This is a genomic window from Calothrix sp. 336/3 (assembly GCF_000734895.2).
Lineage (GTDB): Bacteria > Cyanobacteriota > Cyanobacteriia > Cyanobacteriales > Nostocaceae > 336-3.
In genome coordinates, this window is record NZ_CP011382.1 from 2,658,070 (window position 1) to 2,674,728 (window position 16,659).

The following is a 16,659-nucleotide window of genomic DNA, read 5'->3' on the forward strand; positions in this document are numbered from 1 at the left end:
TGCTAAGGAGGAAATTACCTAATTACCCAAAATACTATCAAACCATTTTTCTGCGCGATCGCCTAAAGCAGTCACAGAAAAATCTCTCTCCACACTCCGACGACAGCTGTCACGGTTGATAGTAGATAAATTTAATACCCCATCCACTAATCCCGACACACTATCAGGTTCTACCAAAAATCCGGTTTTACCATCCTGAATAATTTCCCTTGGTCCCCCGCGACGATAGGATATCACAGGTACGCCACAGGCGAGAGCTTCAATCGCCACATTTCCAAAAGCTTCTACCCAACGATGGGTCATTAATAAAGCTTGACATTCTCGGACAATTTTCTGCATCTCCCTTTGGGATAAAAAACCCAAATATTCTATCGGTGCATTCGGGTACTCTTGGAGAATATTTTGCCAGTAAGATGCATCCTGAATTTTACCCATAATTTTTAAGGGAATTCCGGTAATTTCTGCCACCCTTACCCCATCTTCTAAACCCTTTTCTGGAGAAATTCTTCCTAACCAAGCTAATTGTCGTTTTGGTGACTCGCAAAACTCATACAAAGATACATCTATCCCACTTTGCAAATAGAATACGGGCTGGGTTAAAGTCGGGAAAGTCTCAGCTTGAGCAGCTGTATGGAAAGCCAATGTACCAGGAAAATTCTTGCCTGTTTGCACAATTATTTTATCTAAAGCATCAGACAGAGAACCCATACTCACCAAATGAGCTACAGGACAACAAAAAAAAGGTGTCAGGTAAAAAGGCAACCAATCGTAAGCAAAATTTACAATCAAATCGTAATCTGTTTGTACCTGCCGTGCATATTCCCACATATTTGCCAGCACAGAATTTTCCGGCATGATTATCGGGTCTGTGCGTTCCTGACTCTGGGCAATAATTTGTAAATTTCCCGGAATTTCTACCAGGGGTAAATCATTCCATGTTGCACCTGCGGGAGTGACTATCTGCACCTTGTGACCCCGACGCAGCATTTCTTGGGCAATATTACGTAAACTTAATTCCACACCCCCACCTAGTCCAGTACCCAGCGCACCAACGGAAGTAGAGATAAACAGCAATTTGTGAGGTTTGGTAGTCATGGAAAGGAAAAGTTAGGGTAAGGAATTATACTGAAATGCCAACAAAGCTAGTAGGGGCGATCGCCATCTCCTCAACTACAATCCAGCAATGTTTCGTAGATTTTTCTATTCCCTATTATCTATCCAGTCAAGCTTTAGGTGAAGGAGATACCGTTTCCAATTTGCTTTCAATCCCATGAGCAATCTGATGAATATCCTTCCTCTTCACCATAACCCCAATTGCTGTTTCAGTGCTGGGGGAATATTCACAGCTTTATCCAAACCCCGCACACCATCCCACTGTAAATTTTCATTCCATCTTAAATCATCCAGATTTGCGCTGCTGAGGTCTGCACCTCCCAGGATGGCATAACTCAGGTTAGTGTGGCTGAGGTCAGCACCACTGAGAATTGCCCCGGTAAGATTACTACCACTCAAGTTACTGCCACTGAGATTGGCATAGCTAAAGTCTGTCCCTAGCAAAATTGCCTCACTTAAGTCTGCTTGACTCAAGTCTGCTTCATTCAGGTTGACTCCACTCAGGTCTGCTTGGTTAAGCTTGACACTTCCAAGGTCTACATTACTCAGGTCAGCACCAAGAATAATGGCTTCCTGGAGGATAGCATTGTGTAAATTCGCACTGTTTAATTTAGCGTAGCTGAGGTCTGCGGCGGTTAAGTCTGCATCTTGGAGGTTGGTGCTAAAGAGGATACTATCGCTGAGATTGGCACCTCTCAGGGTGGCTGTATGTAGCTCTGCTCCGCTTAAATCAGCCCGACAGAGGTCAGCACCGGTCAAATCCACGTTTCTCAAGTGCGCGTCGCTGAGGTTTGCCCCAAAGAGGATAGCTTGGTTGAGTTGGGCATTGTTAAGGTTAGCGTCTCGTAGGTTGGCACTGCTGAGGTCGCCATGGCTGAGGTCTGTAAAGGCTAAATTGCTACTACTGAGGTCTGCGTGGGTGAGGTCGGTACGGCTGAGGTCTGCGTGGGTGAGGTTAGCACCACTGAGGTTACTGCTACTGAGGTCTGCCCGTCTGAGGTTAGCATGGCTGAGGTTGGCACCACTGAGGTTACTATCACCGAGGTTGGCAGCACTGAGATTTGCGCCGGTGAAGTTGACTCCGGTGAGGTTGGCATCTCCCAGGTAAGCACCACTGAGGTTAGCATGACTGAGGTTGACTTCTGTGAGGTTGGCATCTCCGAGGTAAGCGCCACTGAGATTGGCTCCCTGTAAAAATTCACCTACCACGTTACTAAAATTGCCAATTTCTACGGAATCACTGTAATTAATCACACGCAGCAGTTGGGAAGTAAAGAAGTTTTCTGTATCCCTTTGACCGGAAGGATAAAATATGATTTGTTGCCGTAGATGCTCGCGGGTTTGAGCGTAACGATGGAGTTCTAGAAGCAAAATTAATACATTTAAGCCTGTATTTATATCTATTTGTTTGAGTCCGATATTTATGCCTTTAGCTCGGAGTTGGAGCATTTTTTGTTGGGGAAAGTTGAAGGCTGGGGGAGCATCGATAAATTCCCCTTGACACCATCTTTGATAGAAGTCTTCTAAGCGCTGGAAGAGGATGATGGGGTAAAATCCCGCACTCCCATCTAGTTTGCCCATGAGTTCTGATACTACTTCTGGCTTTAATGCCCCTTCACTGTATAAGTCATAGATATCTTGATAGAATTGGCGATCGCTCACCGCAAACCTCAAGAGATTTGTTGATCTCGTCCATTTTTCTATACTTGTTTGTAATCTTTGATGAAATAATATTTTCCGTAAGTTACTATCATCTAGCTCAAGGGCTTTTTGTGTTTTTTTATTCACTTGTTTTGTGGGAAAATTAGTCTCTTTTTGCAACGAAATTGTCTGGGATAATTCCTCTATATTATTCCCTTTGACATAAGTTATCAAACGCCTCCAAACTTGAGATAACTGTGCCATAAAAGTGCCTAACATTACTAGATTTTTGGTGATAATTACAAGTGGGAATAGACTCTTTTCTGGAATTTGTTATGTATTTGATTGCCAGAAAAAGTAACTTTTTAAACTTTGTTTTTTGTATATACTGAGAATAGCCTCCTAGGGTATCCAAAAAAATGTCTGTCTAAAAACTGTTTTGCTTGTCAATAAAATCTGATTACAGATGAAAGTAGATATCAGCATATTTTCTAATTAGATGTAAAAATAATACGTACTGTTTGCTACAAACGCAATTGTTGGGAAAAATACTACAGTAAAACAGTGCAACAAAGCTCAAAAATGATGGGAATAATTAACATGAAAAGTTGCCTGCTTGATATTAACCTACTAGTTTCGAGAAAAGCGTTATCGGGAATTAGGGTTTTGCAGGAAGTAGCTGTTATCAACCGCTTACATTCCTTACCCTTGTTCCCTTCCCCCATCTTTCAGCTAGGTGGTATAGAAATCGATACCAGCGAACTGTTAAAAAGAAATTCACTTGCTCTGTGTTATCAGGGAATTATGAGTTCAGTGATTGAGAATTGGGAATTGATGACCCCTAGTGAGAAATAGGATAGTTAGATTCCCATGTATCAAATTTGTTGCTCTGAGTCAAAGGGACTGTTAACCCTTGCTTGTGAGCTGTCAAAACTCTTAACCAGCAAGTATTTAGAGGAGTGTAGCTTTTGTTGGCAGAGAGTAAAACAGAAATAAGTATTTATTACCAGGGATTTTTTGATGAAAAGATTAGTCTGTTGTCTGGTTGCTGCACATGGATGTTTGTTTGGATTAGTAACTTTGACTGCGAAGACTGCCAAGGGTGAGGTAAAAAATCAGCAGGAGCAATCGAATGTTTCTCGTACCCCTAGTTTTCTCTCCTCTGTATGGGTAATTAATCCTAGTCGTCAGGTAGAGCGACAGTCTTTTCTGTGGGTAGGAAAAGATGCTAAAAAATCTGGGCAACAGCCCTTGTTGATTGTGGGAAAAACTCCGGAAACGGTCAAGGAGAAGGTAGACACAATTACTCCAGGAGCGAAAAAAGATGATTTGCAACCTTTTGACAAGGTAGTGAAGGATACGCAGAAGTTGGAGGGGTTGTTTACTTTGTACCGAGATCCCCAGAAAAATAAAATTTATCTAGAGATTCAAGCAGAACAGTTAAACAAAAATTTCCTAGCAACAGCCACCCTAGAATCAGGAACTGGGGAGAAAGGAATTTATAGTGGTATGCCCTTGCAGGACTTTCTATTTTACTTCCATCGGGTGCAAGACAACCTGCAATTTACGGTCAAAAATGTGAATTTCCGGACAAAGGAAGACGATCCCCAAGGGCGATCGCTAGCTCGTTCCTTTAGTGATTCTGTGCTTTACAGCATCCCGATTAAAAGTATTCACCCGCAACGCAAAACCTTATTGATTGACTTAGATGACTTACTATTACAAGATGTTGGGGGATTATCAGCTGGTTTGGGAATCACCGGCAGGTTAGAGCAATCATACTTCGGTAGTGCTAAAACTTTTCCCCAAAATATCGAAGTTCAGTCGATTCTCAATTACAGTAGTAGCAGCAAAACAAATCCCCAAGAATCTATTACTCTTGCCGATAATCGGGGATTTACCCTGAAAGTCCATTACAGTCTTTCCCAACTTCCAGAAAGTAACTATCGTCCTCGTTTAGCAGACGATCGCCTGGGTTATTTTCTCACCGCTTATCAAGATTTATCCAACAGCGATCGCGCTGAACCCTTCGTCAGATATATCAACCGTTGGCATTTAGAAAAACAAAATCCCACTGCGGCAATTTCCCCCCCGGTAAAACCCATCGTCTTTTGGATTGATAATGCTGTTCCCTACGAATACCGTGACGCAATTCGTGAAGGTGTATTAATGTGGAACCAAGCATTTGCGAAAGCCGGTTTTCAGGATGCCATCCAAGTCAAGCAAATGCCAGATAATGCTAACTGGGATCCCGCAGATATTCGTTACAATACCATTCGTTGGATTAATACCGTTGATGGTTATTTTGCCATGGGACCTTCCCGTGTCAACCCCCTAACGGGAGAAATTTTAGATGCGGACATTCTTGTAGATGCCAGTTTTGTCCGTCTGCTCCGCAGTGATTATGAACAAGTTGTTCAACCCAGTGAGAATCGTACCACCCTTTCAGCCATGATGCAGAATCGTTTGCTCTGCGCTCAAGGTTTGGGAACCAATCCAGGGAACACAGGTTTGACTGGGAAGCTCAACCGCATGGCAGGGGAGTATGATTTATGCTATGGCATGGAAGCCGCCAATCAATTTGCCTTTGGTGCATTAGCATTATCTTTATTACAGGAAACACCAGCAAGTACAGTTCAAGTTAAAGATTATATTCATCAATATCTGCGCTTAATTATCGCCCATGAAGTGGGGCATACCCTAGGATTACGGCATAATTTCCGAGGGAGTAATTTGTTACCACCCCAGGAGATGAACAATAAAGCGGTGAGTCAACAAAAGGGTTTAAGTTCCTCGGTAATGGATTATATCCCCCCAAATATTGCCCCCCAGGGTAGCAAACAGGGAGATTATTTTCCCCAACAGGTGGGTGTCTATGATCAATGGGCAATTCAGTATGGCTATACTCCCATTAATGCGACTTCTCCCATGGCAGAAAAAGCCGTGTTAAATAAGATTGCGGCGATGTCTGCCCAAAAACCAGAATTAAGTTACTCTACTGATGAGGATATCTACGACCTTGACCCCACTGCCGATGCTTGGGACAATAGCAACAACGTTTTAGAATATTCCCGATGGCAATTGGATAATGCCCGTGTGATGTGGGATAGGTTAAATAAACGCTACCCTGCCCAGGGAGAAAGTTATAGTGATGTGCGGGAACGCTTTGGGACGGTTTTGGGGAATTATGTCCAAAATGTCTACTATATTTCTAAGTATATTGGAGGTCAATCTTTTTACCGCATACATGGCGGAAATTCCCAGGGGAAATTACCCTTTGCACCCATACCTGTTTCTCAGCAACGTCAAGCTTTAAAAAATCTGCATCAGTATGTTTTTGCAGAAGATGCTTGGAATTTTTCTCCAGAGTTATTGAATAAATTAGCACCTTCACGATGGCGACATTGGGGAAGTAATCCCAAGGTGGGGCGGTTAGATTATCCAATTCATGATTTGGTGATATTCATGCAGGGAGCGGTTTTAGCTGATTTATTATCTGGCGATCGCCTTTCCCGTCTCAAGGATATTGAACTGAAGAGTTCCCCAGAGCAAGCTCTTAGCATACCAGAATTATTTACTACGTTACAGGATAGTATTTGGACGGAGGTAGTTAAGCCGAAAAATAATAATATTAAAATTCCCAGCTTGCGGCGCGGCTTACAACGTCGATATCTCGATATTTTAGCAGATATGGTGTTACGCAAGCAGAAAGTACCAGAAGATGCTCGCACCTTGGCTTGGTATAAATTGAAGCAGTTGAATCAAGAATTAGAAAAGGTAAAATCTGAGGATGAGTACACCAAAGCACATCTGATGGAAACCCGCGATCGCATCCAAAAGGTATTAGATGCACCCTTACAGGGGAATTGAGAACATCTGTACCAATACTTGCGGATAATGGATAACTAAATTTGGTCGATGGGTGATGGGTTTGAAAGTTTGTTAACAGAAAAACCTACACCCTCAAATCTTTTCCTCAGGGTATCACCTACTGATTAGGCAAATTATCAGGATCTATACCGAGCGATCGCAAATATTCTGCTAATTGTTCAGCACGGAGTTTCTCTTGCTCTGCACGGAGTTTCTCCTGCTCTGAACGGAGTTTCTCCTGCTCGGCAATTTCCTCTGGTAGCCAATAACGGTGATAATGCTCGTCATACCAAAATAGCAACTCTTGGTGAATACCACCAAATACACCTCGGTATCTACCAATCCCTAAACCAATTTCTGGCATCCAATAGGGTTCACCGATTTGTAATTCATATTCCTGATTGACTAACTTATAAACTTCAAAGGGTTGATGCTGATCGCGTCGCCAAAACTCCGGGTTATAAATCACATAATACAACACACCCAACTGGGCGTAAATTGCCATTTTCTCCTCATATTCACCACCAGGAGAATGGGAAACCATTTCTAATGTCATCATGGGAACAACTTCATTCTCTTCCCACACTGCATAACTGCGGCGAGATTTTCCCCCTTTTTTCCGTTCCACTCCCAAACTTAAAAAACCGTCAGGAACTACAGGAACCCTAGGATTAACTCCGGTAGTATGGTAGATTGCCATATCTACACCAAAATACCAATCCATACGATTTGCCCAAATGGAACTCAATAGGAAAAATAGGAAATTGGGTAGAAAATTTTGGTCTTCATTATCCACGGGAGTATCATCAGAACAGGGTAGTTCTTCAGTGCTTGGTAACGCGATTTTGAGATGGTCAGATAACATCACCCTAATCTCTATGGCGTTGGTTCGGTTAATTATATCATATGAGTATCCATATCTTATCTGTTGCTTACCTAGCCAAGTAAATAACTATGTCATATAGCGACTTTAAAACCCTTGAGAAGGTAATCAGTGATTTCCATCTTACCTGGGAGGAAAGTCATAATTTATTTGCTCAAGTAACTTCAGTTCAAGCATCTCAACGCTTGCAAGAAACTCTGGAAGAAACCGTAGAATTAGCTACTAATATTAGTACTGAAAAAGCTAGGTCAGAATTAATTATCACTCCTATTCTACTAGAAGTAAGAAGAATATTTCCCGGACACATTGGCTTATTTTCTGGAAGTTCCTTTAATGTTGATGAAACCAAAGGATTAAATGGTGTATGTGGTTTTATCCTTACAGCTTCCGCGAATCAACTATTAATTACTGCCCCAGTGATGACGGTGGTGGAAGCCAAAGATAATGATATTAAGTTAGGTTTGGGGCAATGTGTTGCGGAAATGCTGGCAGCGCAAATATTTAATGAACGTCAAGGAAAACTAGGGAAAATCTATGGTGTAGTTTCAGCTGGTACTTTGTGGAAGTTTATGAGTCTAGAAGCACAAACTATCAAAATTGATAGAACTGAATACTTTATAGCCCAACTAGATAAAATTTTGGGAATTTTAGTACAACCTTTTAAAGATATTATTTTAGAATGAGTAATGAGTAGCGAGATTAATTTGCCAGTCAAAGTTACCCTGGCGATCGCCCCAGAAAAAAGCCTTGACTCTCCAGTTAGCTGGAGAGTATAAAATCAAAATATTCAACCAAAATCATATCCTGATAAAAATTAAACCTATGTCAGCTATCCAATTCAAAAATACTTTTCTTGCTGCCACCTTGGCGATCGCGTCTTTAACAGCAACATCTTTACTCACCTCTTGCACAACTGGGAATGATAAGCAAGCTCAAGCTTCTAATTCCACAGAAGTATCAAATAAACAAGTATCAAATAAACAGCATGGCAACATGCATCACAACACCAATATGAATCATCATAATATGGATTTGGGTCCTGGTGATGCTAGCTATGATTTACGATTCATCGATGGCATGATTCCCCATCATGAAGGAGCTGTAGTCATGGCAAAAGATGCCTTAAAAAAATCCAAACGCCCAGAAATTAAAAAGCTAGCCAATGCCATTATTAAAGCCCAAGACAAGGAAATTAGTGAACTGAAAACATGGCGCAAAGCATGGTATCCCCAAGCACCAAAAGCAGCTCAAGCATGGAATCAGGGGATGAAACACATGATGGCAATGTCTAGCGAACACATGAAAATGATGCGGATGGATATGGATTTGGGTAATAGTGATGCTGAGTTTGATTTACGCTTTATCAATGCCATGATTCCTCACCATGAAGGTGCTGTAGTGATGGCAAAAGATGCTTTAAATAAGTCAAAACGTCCCCAGATTCAAAAACTTGCCAATGCCATTATTTCTTCCCAGGAGGCAGAAATTAAGCAGATGCAGCAATGGCGCAAAAATTGGTACGGGAAGTAAGTAAATCAATTAGCTGCAATAATTTGAGGTAGACTTGAGGCTAAGTTATTTTGCCAAGTACCAGAATGGAATCGTAAATTCCAGGGTTGTCTGCATAATTAAAACAGGCGATCGCGAGTTCTATCACCACAGCAGAAGCTCCATGACTGCGATAGAACTCCGTTTCGCTAGGCGATAGAACTCCGTTCCGCTGCGCGATCGCCATCTATCAAATAACTTCTAGATAAATTCTAGTTTCTTAATGCCCGCATAAACCGTTGTAAACTGCGAAACATACTGGGCTTTTTACCTGGAATAGCTGCTACGCTTTCTCCAGTTTCGGCGGGTTGCCCCTTAGCTAAAATCAGATCAATTTCATCACCGGAGGGTTTCTTCGGTAACTCGGTAATTTTTTCGTAATCACCATTATTTTCAATCCAAACTTCCCACATCCCCGGATAGCAGCGAAATACTGCCGCTTCTTCAAAAATAGGGCGTAAATAATAACAAGGTTCGATGGTGTCAAGGAAACGTTTACGGGTTTGTCGTGCAGTGTAACCAATACCTACAGTTCCCGCATCTTCCAGCCGGGGATTTAACATGATATAGGGGCGATCGCCCATGCTTTCACAGATTTTTTCTAACTGCGGTACTTCTACAGAAGTGGGAGAGACAAAGAAAAATAACTCATCCTCTGGTTGTACCTTGGATTGAATCGAAGCTGCCCTACCAGTACCAATATCTTGGATTTTAAATGATATATCTCCCCAATCACGACGGGCAAGTCCCGCAGCCCCAGCATCGGCAAAAAATACCTTGAGTTTCTCACCATATTCCCCAAAAATCGGCAAAAATTCCTTTGCCACGGGCATAATTTTCAATTCGGGAAATAATAAATCGATTTGTAATCTGGTATAGCCATCTGCTAAAGCTGCTTGGGTAGCTGCCTGTGCTTGGGCGATCGCGTCTTCTAAAGTTTTAGGAAGTTCAGTCATAGGAATGGGTAATACTTGCCGTGAGCGACTTTTAGCGAGCAAAGCCGAGGTAAGTAGAATCGGGAAAGGGGAAAAAGGGAATCAATAACAAATATTTCTCCCTTCTGTCTCCTACTCCCCGAATCTCTTTAACGACTAAAAACTAATTCTACAGGGGCGAGTCGTTCCAAAACTTGTTGCAAAACAATTGCAGCCCAATCAATATCAGTTTCGGCAGTATAACGCCCTAAAGTCAGACGAATTCCGGCTTTTGCGGCTTTTTCTGTATACCCCATCGCCAAGAGTACGGGGCTAGGAGTAGCTTTACCACTGTTACAAGCTGCCCCTGCACTGATGCCAATACCTGCCCGATTTAACTCCCGTACCAGGTTTCTGCCATTGACTTTATTTCCATCCGCTTGCTCTAAACAGAAACTGACATGGTGGGGTAAACGCTGCATTAAGTCACCTGTGGGCACTAAACCAGGAATATGGGCTAAGTTAGCAAACAGGCGATCGCGCAATTCAATTAATCTCGGTGTTTCCGTGGATAATTCCTGTGCTGCTAATTCTGCTGCTACCCCAAATCCAGCAATAATTGGTACAGCCTGGGTTCCCGAACGTAAACGATTCTCCTGCCCTCCTCCCAATATCAACGGCATCAAGTTCACTCCAGGACGGACATACAGCGCCCCTGCCCCCTGAGGACCATAGATTTTATGGCTAGAGATACTCAGTAAATCTACTGGCAATGCTTGTACATCTATCGGTAAACGTCCCACCGCTTGGACGGCATCAGTATGAAATAATACACCAAAGCTGCGGGCAATATTCCCCAATTCTTCAATGGGTTGAACGGTTCCGACTTCACTTTGCCCGTAAATTACCGAGACTAAAACCGTATTTTCTTGTAAGGCGGCTGTTAAATCTAGAGGGTTGACTCTGCCCATGGTATCCACTGGCAAGCGCGTCACTTCCCAACCGGATGCTTCTAATAACTGTGCAGGTTCAGAAATAGCTGAATGCTCAACAGCAGAAATAATTATGTGCTGAGGTTCCCGGTAAAGTCGGGCTACACCCATAATTGCCAGGTTATCAGCTTCCGTACCCCCAGAGGTGAAAATAATTGAGTCTGGATCGGCTGCATTCAGCAATGATGCAACTTGCATCCTCGCTAACTCTATAACTGTAGCTGCCCGCTCACCCCATTCGTGGAGGCTAGAAGGGTTGCCCCACTGTTGAGTCAAAACTGCTTGGATTGCGGCGATCACTTCCGGGCGCGTGGGAGTCGTGGCACTGTAATCTAAATAAACTTGCATATTATCTCCATAAAACACCCTGGGCAACAGGCTGCCTCTATATTTCAGGATATACAGATAATCTTGCGAATAGTGGACATTTCGCTGTGGAAAAACTTCACACTTGGGGAATTATAAATTTGTCAAACTACATCTACTTTTAGCAAAATCCCGTGCCCCTTTTCCCTGTCCCTAAACATTTTCATTGTATCTTTTTATTACTGATTTCCTTGACGGCTTGTCAATCTGCCCAATCCCAGAATCAAAAGCTACAACCCCTACCCCAGGATACGTTAGTACAAGTTTACTTTAATCATTCCCAGGCAGGAGAATATCAAGAACCCTACAGAGAAAAAAAGCGCCCAGGGGACAATTTAGAACAGCACATCATTGATACAATTTCCCAGGCACAATCAACAGTTGATATTGCCGTACAAGAATTCAAATTACCCAAAATTGCCCAAGCGTTAGTAGCCAAGCAAGCATCTGGGGTGAAAGTTCGCGTCATTTTAGAAAATACCTATAACCGTTCTGGGAGTGATTTTACTCCTGAAGAATTAACGAAATTGACACCTAGAGAAAAAGCACGTTATCAAGAATTCACAAAATTTATCGATATCAATAATGATGGTAAAATTAGCCCCCAGGAAATCCAACAAAGAGATGCATTGATGATTTTGCGTCAAGGGAAAGTCCCAATTATTGACGATAAAAAGGATGGTTCTAGGGGTAGTGATTTAATGCATCACAAATTTGTGATTGTCGATAATCGTTATGTGATCATTACCTCTAGTAATTTCACCCTCAGTGATATTCATGGAGACTTTTCTAATCCCAGTAGTTTAGGAAATGCCAATAATTTAGTCAAAATAGACAGTTCAGAGGTGGCAGCAATTTTCACCCAAGAATTTAATCTCATGTGGGGAGAAAAACAGGCAAATCAAAATCATTCTGGCAGTAAATTTGGCTTAAAAAAACCTCAGCGTTCACCTCAAACCATCTCCCTAGGAAATAATAAAATTACTATCAACTTTTCTCCCACATCTCCCACCCAACCCTGGATAGAAAGTAGTAATGGTTTAATTGGCGAGAATCTCAAAACTGCCAGTCAGTCTGTAGATATGGCATTATTTGTCTTTTCCGAACAAAAGTTAGCCAATATTTTAGGTAGTCAACAGCAAAAATCCGTCAAAATTCGTGCCCTCATCGAGCCACAATTCGCCTATCGCAATTATAGTGAAGCGCTGGATATGATGGGGGTTGCCCTCGGCGATAAATGTCGATATGAATTAGATAATCAACCTTGGAAAAATCCCATCACCACCGTTGGTGTACCTTCCTTGCAACCAGGAGATTTACTACATCATAAATTTGCCGTTTTGGATGGGAAAATCGTGATTACAGGCTCCCACAACTGGTCAGAAGCCGCCAACTCTAGCAATGACGAAAGCGTACTCATTATCGAAAATCCCACCGTTGCAGCCCATTTTCACCGGGAATTCGAGCGATTATATCAACAAGCCAAACTGGGTGTTCCCCAAGCAATTCAAGCCAAAAGCACCCAACAACAAAAACAATGTGGGGTGATTAAATCACGCACCACTCAAGAATCCTTCCAAATTGTTAATTTAAATACTGCTACAGCCACAGAATTAGCCACCCTCCCAGGAGTTGGTGAGAAACTAGCACAGAAGATAATAATTACCCGTCAACAACGAAAATTTACATCCTTAGCAGATGTGGAAAGAGTACCAGGAGTGGGGAAAAAGATGTTAATTAAATGGGGCGATCGCGCAAAGCTGTAACTAGTCATATAGCTATTTTTTGAGCTTCAGAACCTCGACTTCTGGCATAATTCGGGGTTCTTTTTCTCATATCATGTTCCCTTCGTCGCTTTCCCCCAGGGAGTAAAGCAATACCATCAGGACTTACGCAAGGACTACGCATTAACGTCATTGCGACGCAAGGAAGCAATCTCAAAGTCTCGTTTTCTCGTTACACTTCTTAATTATATTACGGCAGTTTAATGTAGGTTGGGTGGAGACGCAGGAAATGTAAGTAAGTCGGTGAGAATAAACCTAACTATGTAACAGATTGTAAAATCGTCAAAACCGTTGCGATTGCTTCATTCCACTGAGTCGCAAAGCGACACGCTACGCGAACGTTTCATTCGCAATGACATAGCGTGAATTATTTAAGCCGTTCTACTTATAGAAGTTTAACGAATAATCTATCTAGCGTCGTAACCCAAAGTTTAGATATCTCGGATGATTTGGAATATTTTAATTGAGCCGGACAAGTCTTCGGTTATTCACCTACCAAGCTATCCGACTCGGTTTTATTTTCGGATAAAGTCACCTCTATCACTGGAATAGGTCTGGACTCCCTGGTGTACGCTCGATAAATTCCCACTTACCGACTCTGACTTTGGGGAGTACTCACGGAAACGACACCGCCACAACCCGAAAACCAACATTGTTGTTTCGATTCGCGCGCGCGTTATAGTTGCGATTAGCACAGCGACAGTTCCTGGGGTTGTTGTTCCACGAACCACCACGCAGCAGCTAACGTTAACCTAATCCCATCCTCAAATTCTCAATTAATTGAGAAATCTGATTGAATACAGTGTATAGTAGTTAGAGAGAGAAAATAACAAAATTAGAAAAAGATCGTTCCGCTCCGCTACACTCTCAAAGTGAAAAGAATAAGAAGTGTAAAGGGCAAAAGGGGAAAAGTACAGAGGGCAAGAAGTCCTCACGGTAACGACACCGCCACAACTCGAAAACCAACATTGAAGCCTCGATTCGCGCGCGCGAGATAGAGGCGATCAGCACAGCGACAGAGCCTGGGGTTGAGGTCCCACGAACCACCACGCAGCAGCTTTATGTCGTTATTGCTACCAGATGAGCACGCACTTCCGTCTCTTGGTGCGCCCTGGTAATCATCATTATATACATCTTCACACCATTCCCATATATTACCATGCATATCGTATAAACCAAAGGCATTGGGTGGAAATTTTCCGACTTCTGTTGTTTGCTTCCGATATTCACCCTTTGGAGCCTGACCATAATTACCTGGGTAAATTGTACCGTTATAATCCCAATCGGTTCCTCGATAATTCGCTAACTCTGTCGTTATAGTTTCACCAAAATAGAAGGGTGTGGTGGTTCCTGTACGACAAGCATATTCCCATTCCGCTTCGCTGGGTAATCTGTAGGTGCGTCCTGTTTTCTGGGTCAACTTTTGACAAAATTCTACCGCATTATCCCAACTTACTTGCTCTACAGGTCGTTTCTCACCTTTGAAATAGGAGGGATTTTGACCCATAATTGCTTGATATTGCTCTTGGGTAACTGGATATTTCCCCATGAAGAAACTGGGAACTGTAACTTGATGCTGCGGACTTTCATCGTCGTATCTTCCTGCTTCCGTTAGCGGGGAACCCATGGTAAATCTTCCCCCAGGTATCTGCACCATTTCCAAGGTGACACCATTCCCCAAGTCTTCAACCTGATATTTCGCTTCACAGTTGCGACGGTTTGTAATTTTCCCCGTTGCATCCACTGTCACAACCTCAAATGTCCAAGTTCTCAAGGGATTTTGTGAAGAGATTCCCTTCTCAGAATTCGGAACATGAGAATTAGCTGGTGATGTTGGTTGTGGTGAAGATTCCCAGCGTAATGGCTCAAATCTTTGGATTTCCTTAATGGCATTAATGGCATCCAATGTCCAGGTTTTCAAGGGATTTTGTGAAGATGCTCCCTTCCCAGAATTCGGAACATGAGAATTAGCTGGTGATGTTGGTTGTGGTGGAGATTCCCAACGTAACCGCTCAATTCTTTGGATTCCCTTAATAGCATCCATATCACTACCAGAAGCAGCAGCTAATACCCGAATCCATAATTGTTCTGCTAACTCGATATCTCTATTAATCTCAGCTTGGTAAGCGTCATTTTTCAGCGTCGCAATTTCTGCTAAAGTTGCATACCTGGGTACAAGAATCAAATGGGATTTATTTACAGGTTCGGCAATGATATAGGGTGTTTGTCTGCCATTGTGATACTGACGGACGACTTCCGGTACGCGCAAACTAAGATACTGATTCAAACGTTCCACAGTCGCACATTTACCTTGAATTCCTAACCCATCAAGTAACACACGGGTAAAAGCACCTTGTTCTAATTCCGGAATTTCATAGGAGTATTCCTGGGGACTACAGGAAAAAATACTAATTACACCCTGTTGACGCGCTTCCTCCGCAGTTTGTCGTCCAATTCCTTCCCCGGCTTTTTGTGCCAGACTCCGACAAGCATCTAAAATCAAAACAATATTATCCGCCCCACATTGACGCAAGCGCTCAGTGACAAAATTAATGGGAATTGCGGTTTCTTCAATATCCTCAGCATCACCATCACAGGGCATGAGATAATCCCGGTTATTGTGGCGGATACCGTGACCGCTAAAGAAAAACCAAAAGTTATCCCCCGCACCCATAAAAGGTTTGGCAAATAATTCTCGCAATACTCCCCGTAAATTTGCCCGATTTGGACGGGTGGATTTTCCCCCGATATCTGGTGAATCATCAGAGAAAAAATAAACTCGCTCAAAACTGGTTTCATTGAGGAGAAAATCCCGCATTAACTGAGCATCTCGCTTGGCATAATTTAAATCTTGCAAGCGATCGTATTTGTTTACACCAATGGTAATTGCCCAGTTTTTCGCCATTTGTCGATGTGAGATTTTGGATTTTATCGCTTTTGATTGCGGGTGTTTAAATCCCCAAATTCTGCCAGAAGTCGGGGATGGGGATAACCTAACTATTCCGGTTTCCTTCTAAACGTCAGCTTGATTCCTCCTTTTCCTCCGGCTTTAACTCCACTACCGAGTAGTTTTACTTGCCCTTCGCCGTTAATTTCTACTGATAATTCAATCTCATCAAGTTGCATTCCTGATTTAGCGCCGGATTTTACTTGGGTTTGCTCCTCTGCATGGGTAAAAACTTTATCTACTACTAATAAAAAACGGCTCATTTCCTGCTCTAGCTTTTCAGCCTTGACTTCCACTGCATTATCGATAATTTTCTTCTCAGAGGTGTCTATTTCCTCTCCCCAACCTCCTCCTCCCTTAATTCCGCCTTTTTTGCCGTCGGGAAGCGATATTTGGGGAATATCGTCAGTGACAATCCAAATGCTGTTTGTGTCTGTCATAGGAATAGATACGGAAAATCTGTTTTTAATTATGACATTTTTCCTCTATGTAAGTTCTATGAATGAGCTTGCAGCACAGCGTTCCGTAGAATCGAAGCTCATACCAAGTTATGTTTTTTAAGTAGCGCAATGTATGATACCCAAAAAATGTTTACGACAGA

At 42.5% G+C, this 16,659-nt stretch carries 15 protein-coding genes; 6 read left to right on the top strand and 9 right to left on the bottom strand.

Features of this window, described 5'->3' with window-relative positions; all coding sequences use genetic code 11:
- Positions 1–18 precede the first annotated feature (18 nt).
- The gene (locus IJ00_RS11180) at positions 19–1,095 is read right to left on the bottom strand and encodes a glycosyltransferase family 4 protein (RefSeq protein WP_035153031.1); all 1,077 of its coding nucleotides are present in this window, start codon (positions 1,093–1,095) and stop codon (positions 19–21) included.
- Between the two features lie 35 nt (positions 1,096–1,130).
- Between IJ00_RS11180 and IJ00_RS28955 the strand changes: the two genes are divergently transcribed.
- The gene (locus IJ00_RS28955; protein ID WP_168163462.1) at positions 1,131–1,274 is read left to right on the top strand and encodes a hypothetical protein; all 144 of its coding nucleotides are present in this window, start codon (positions 1,131–1,133) and stop codon (positions 1,272–1,274) included.
- Positions 1,275–1,299: 25 nt separating this feature from the next.
- Here IJ00_RS28955 and IJ00_RS11185 read toward each other — a convergent pair whose 3' ends face one another.
- On the bottom strand, positions 1,300–3,018 hold the full coding sequence (locus tag IJ00_RS11185; RefSeq protein WP_035158895.1) for a pentapeptide repeat-containing protein: 1,719 nt from the start codon (positions 3,016–3,018) through the stop codon (positions 1,300–1,302).
- Between the two features lie 336 nt (positions 3,019–3,354).
- On the opposite strand from IJ00_RS11185, the gene IJ00_RS11190 reads away from it, so the two are divergent.
- On the top strand, positions 3,355–3,609 hold the full coding sequence (locus IJ00_RS11190; RefSeq protein WP_035153034.1) for a hypothetical protein: 255 nt from the start codon (positions 3,355–3,357) through the stop codon (positions 3,607–3,609).
- A gap of 165 nt (positions 3,610–3,774) precedes the next feature.
- Positions 3,775–6,624 (top strand): zinc-dependent metalloprotease, encoded by a 2,850-nt coding sequence (locus IJ00_RS11195; protein WP_035153036.1) that lies wholly within the window; start codon positions 3,775–3,777, stop codon positions 6,622–6,624.
- A 118-nt stretch (positions 6,625–6,742) separates the two neighbouring features.
- Here IJ00_RS11195 and IJ00_RS11200 read toward each other — a convergent pair whose 3' ends face one another.
- Positions 6,743–7,489, bottom strand: a complete 747-nt coding sequence (locus IJ00_RS11200) for a Uma2 family endonuclease (RefSeq protein ID WP_035153038.1) — start codon at positions 7,487–7,489, stop codon at positions 6,743–6,745.
- Positions 7,490–7,578: 89 nt separating this feature from the next.
- Here IJ00_RS11200 and IJ00_RS11205 point away from each other — a divergent pair, with 89 nt between their 5' ends.
- Positions 7,579–8,190 carry a hypothetical protein gene (locus IJ00_RS11205; protein WP_035153039.1) on the top strand — a complete coding sequence of 204 codons (612 nt, stop codon included), beginning with the start codon at positions 7,579–7,581 and terminating at the stop codon, positions 8,188–8,190.
- 139 nt (positions 8,191–8,329) lie between these two features.
- Positions 8,330–9,037 (top strand): DUF305 domain-containing protein, encoded by a 708-nt coding sequence (locus IJ00_RS11210; protein ID WP_035158896.1) that lies wholly within the window; start codon positions 8,330–8,332, stop codon positions 9,035–9,037.
- A gap of 40 nt (positions 9,038–9,077) precedes the next feature.
- Here the strand turns inward: IJ00_RS11210 and IJ00_RS28960 are convergent, their stop codons facing one another.
- The 3 genes from IJ00_RS28960 to IJ00_RS11220 all read right to left on the bottom strand — a co-directional run bounded on the left by IJ00_RS28960 (position 9,078) and on the right by IJ00_RS11220 (position 11,309).
- A complete protein-coding gene (locus IJ00_RS28960; protein WP_168163463.1) occupies positions 9,078–9,242 on the bottom strand; it encodes a hypothetical protein in 165 nt (54 codons plus the stop codon).
- 25 nt (positions 9,243–9,267) lie between these two features.
- A complete protein-coding gene (locus tag IJ00_RS11215) occupies positions 9,268–10,011 on the bottom strand; it encodes a DUF1995 family protein (protein ID WP_035153042.1) in 744 nt (247 codons plus the stop codon).
- Positions 10,012–10,139: 128 nt separating this feature from the next.
- Positions 10,140–11,309: a cysteine desulfurase family protein gene (locus IJ00_RS11220; protein WP_035153044.1), complete on the bottom strand. Its 1,170-nt coding sequence runs from the start codon at positions 11,307–11,309 to the stop codon at positions 10,140–10,142.
- Positions 11,310–11,461: 152 nt separating this feature from the next.
- On the opposite strand from IJ00_RS11220, the gene IJ00_RS11225 reads away from it, so the two are divergent.
- Positions 11,462–13,093: a DUF655 domain-containing protein gene (locus tag IJ00_RS11225; RefSeq protein ID WP_035153046.1), complete on the top strand. Its 1,632-nt coding sequence runs from the start codon at positions 11,462–11,464 to the stop codon at positions 13,091–13,093.
- Positions 13,094–13,726: 633 nt separating this feature from the next.
- On the opposite strand, the gene IJ00_RS28360 is transcribed toward IJ00_RS11225, so the two are convergent.
- The 3 genes from IJ00_RS28360 to IJ00_RS11235 form a co-directional block, all read right to left on the bottom strand.
- Positions 13,727–13,852: an SUMF1/EgtB/PvdO family nonheme iron enzyme gene (locus IJ00_RS28360; RefSeq protein WP_144416102.1), complete on the bottom strand. Its 126-nt coding sequence runs from the start codon at positions 13,850–13,852 to the stop codon at positions 13,727–13,729.
- A gap of 190 nt (positions 13,853–14,042) precedes the next feature.
- Positions 14,043–16,016: an SUMF1/EgtB/PvdO family nonheme iron enzyme gene (locus IJ00_RS11230; protein WP_035153047.1), complete on the bottom strand. Its 1,974-nt coding sequence runs from the start codon at positions 16,014–16,016 to the stop codon at positions 14,043–14,045.
- Positions 16,017–16,108: 92 nt separating this feature from the next.
- Positions 16,109–16,498, bottom strand: coding sequence for a hypothetical protein (locus IJ00_RS11235; RefSeq protein ID WP_035153051.1), 390 nt, complete (start codon positions 16,496–16,498; stop codon positions 16,109–16,111).
- Between the last annotated feature and the right edge of the window lie 161 nt (positions 16,499–16,659).

What these genes read in the sequence shown, in the direction of transcription:
- IJ00_RS11180 (WP_035153031.1), bottom strand. Translation starts at nt 1,095, where the DNA reads ATGACTACCAAACCTCACAAATTGCTGTTTATCTCTACTTCCGTTGGT.
- IJ00_RS28955 (WP_168163462.1), top strand. Translation starts at nt 1,131, where the DNA reads ATGCCAACAAAGCTAGTAGGGGCGATCGCCATCTCCTCAACTACAATC.
- IJ00_RS11185 (WP_035158895.1), bottom strand. Translation starts at nt 3,018, where the DNA reads ATGGCACAGTTATCTCAAGTTTGGAGGCGTTTGATAACTTATGTCAAA.
- IJ00_RS11190 (WP_035153034.1), top strand. Translation starts at nt 3,355, where the DNA reads ATGAAAAGTTGCCTGCTTGATATTAACCTACTAGTTTCGAGAAAAGCG.
- IJ00_RS11195 (WP_035153036.1), top strand. Translation starts at nt 3,775, where the DNA reads ATGAAAAGATTAGTCTGTTGTCTGGTTGCTGCACATGGATGTTTGTTT.
- IJ00_RS11200 (WP_035153038.1), bottom strand. Translation starts at nt 7,489, where the DNA reads ATGTTATCTGACCATCTCAAAATCGCGTTACCAAGCACTGAAGAACTA.
- IJ00_RS11205 (WP_035153039.1), top strand. Translation starts at nt 7,579, where the DNA reads ATGTCATATAGCGACTTTAAAACCCTTGAGAAGGTAATCAGTGATTTC.
- IJ00_RS11210 (WP_035158896.1), top strand. Translation starts at nt 8,330, where the DNA reads ATGTCAGCTATCCAATTCAAAAATACTTTTCTTGCTGCCACCTTGGCG.
- IJ00_RS28960 (WP_168163463.1), bottom strand. Translation starts at nt 9,242, where the DNA reads ATGGCGATCGCGCAGCGGAACGGAGTTCTATCGCCTAGCGAAACGGAG.
- IJ00_RS11215 (WP_035153042.1), bottom strand. Translation starts at nt 10,011, where the DNA reads ATGACTGAACTTCCTAAAACTTTAGAAGACGCGATCGCCCAAGCACAG.
- IJ00_RS11220 (WP_035153044.1), bottom strand. Translation starts at nt 11,309, where the DNA reads ATGCAAGTTTATTTAGATTACAGTGCCACGACTCCCACGCGCCCGGAA.
- IJ00_RS11230 (WP_035153047.1), bottom strand. Translation starts at nt 16,016, where the DNA reads ATGGCGAAAAACTGGGCAATTACCATTGGTGTAAACAAATACGATCGC.
- IJ00_RS11235 (WP_035153051.1), bottom strand. Translation starts at nt 16,498, where the DNA reads ATGACAGACACAAACAGCATTTGGATTGTCACTGACGATATTCCCCAA.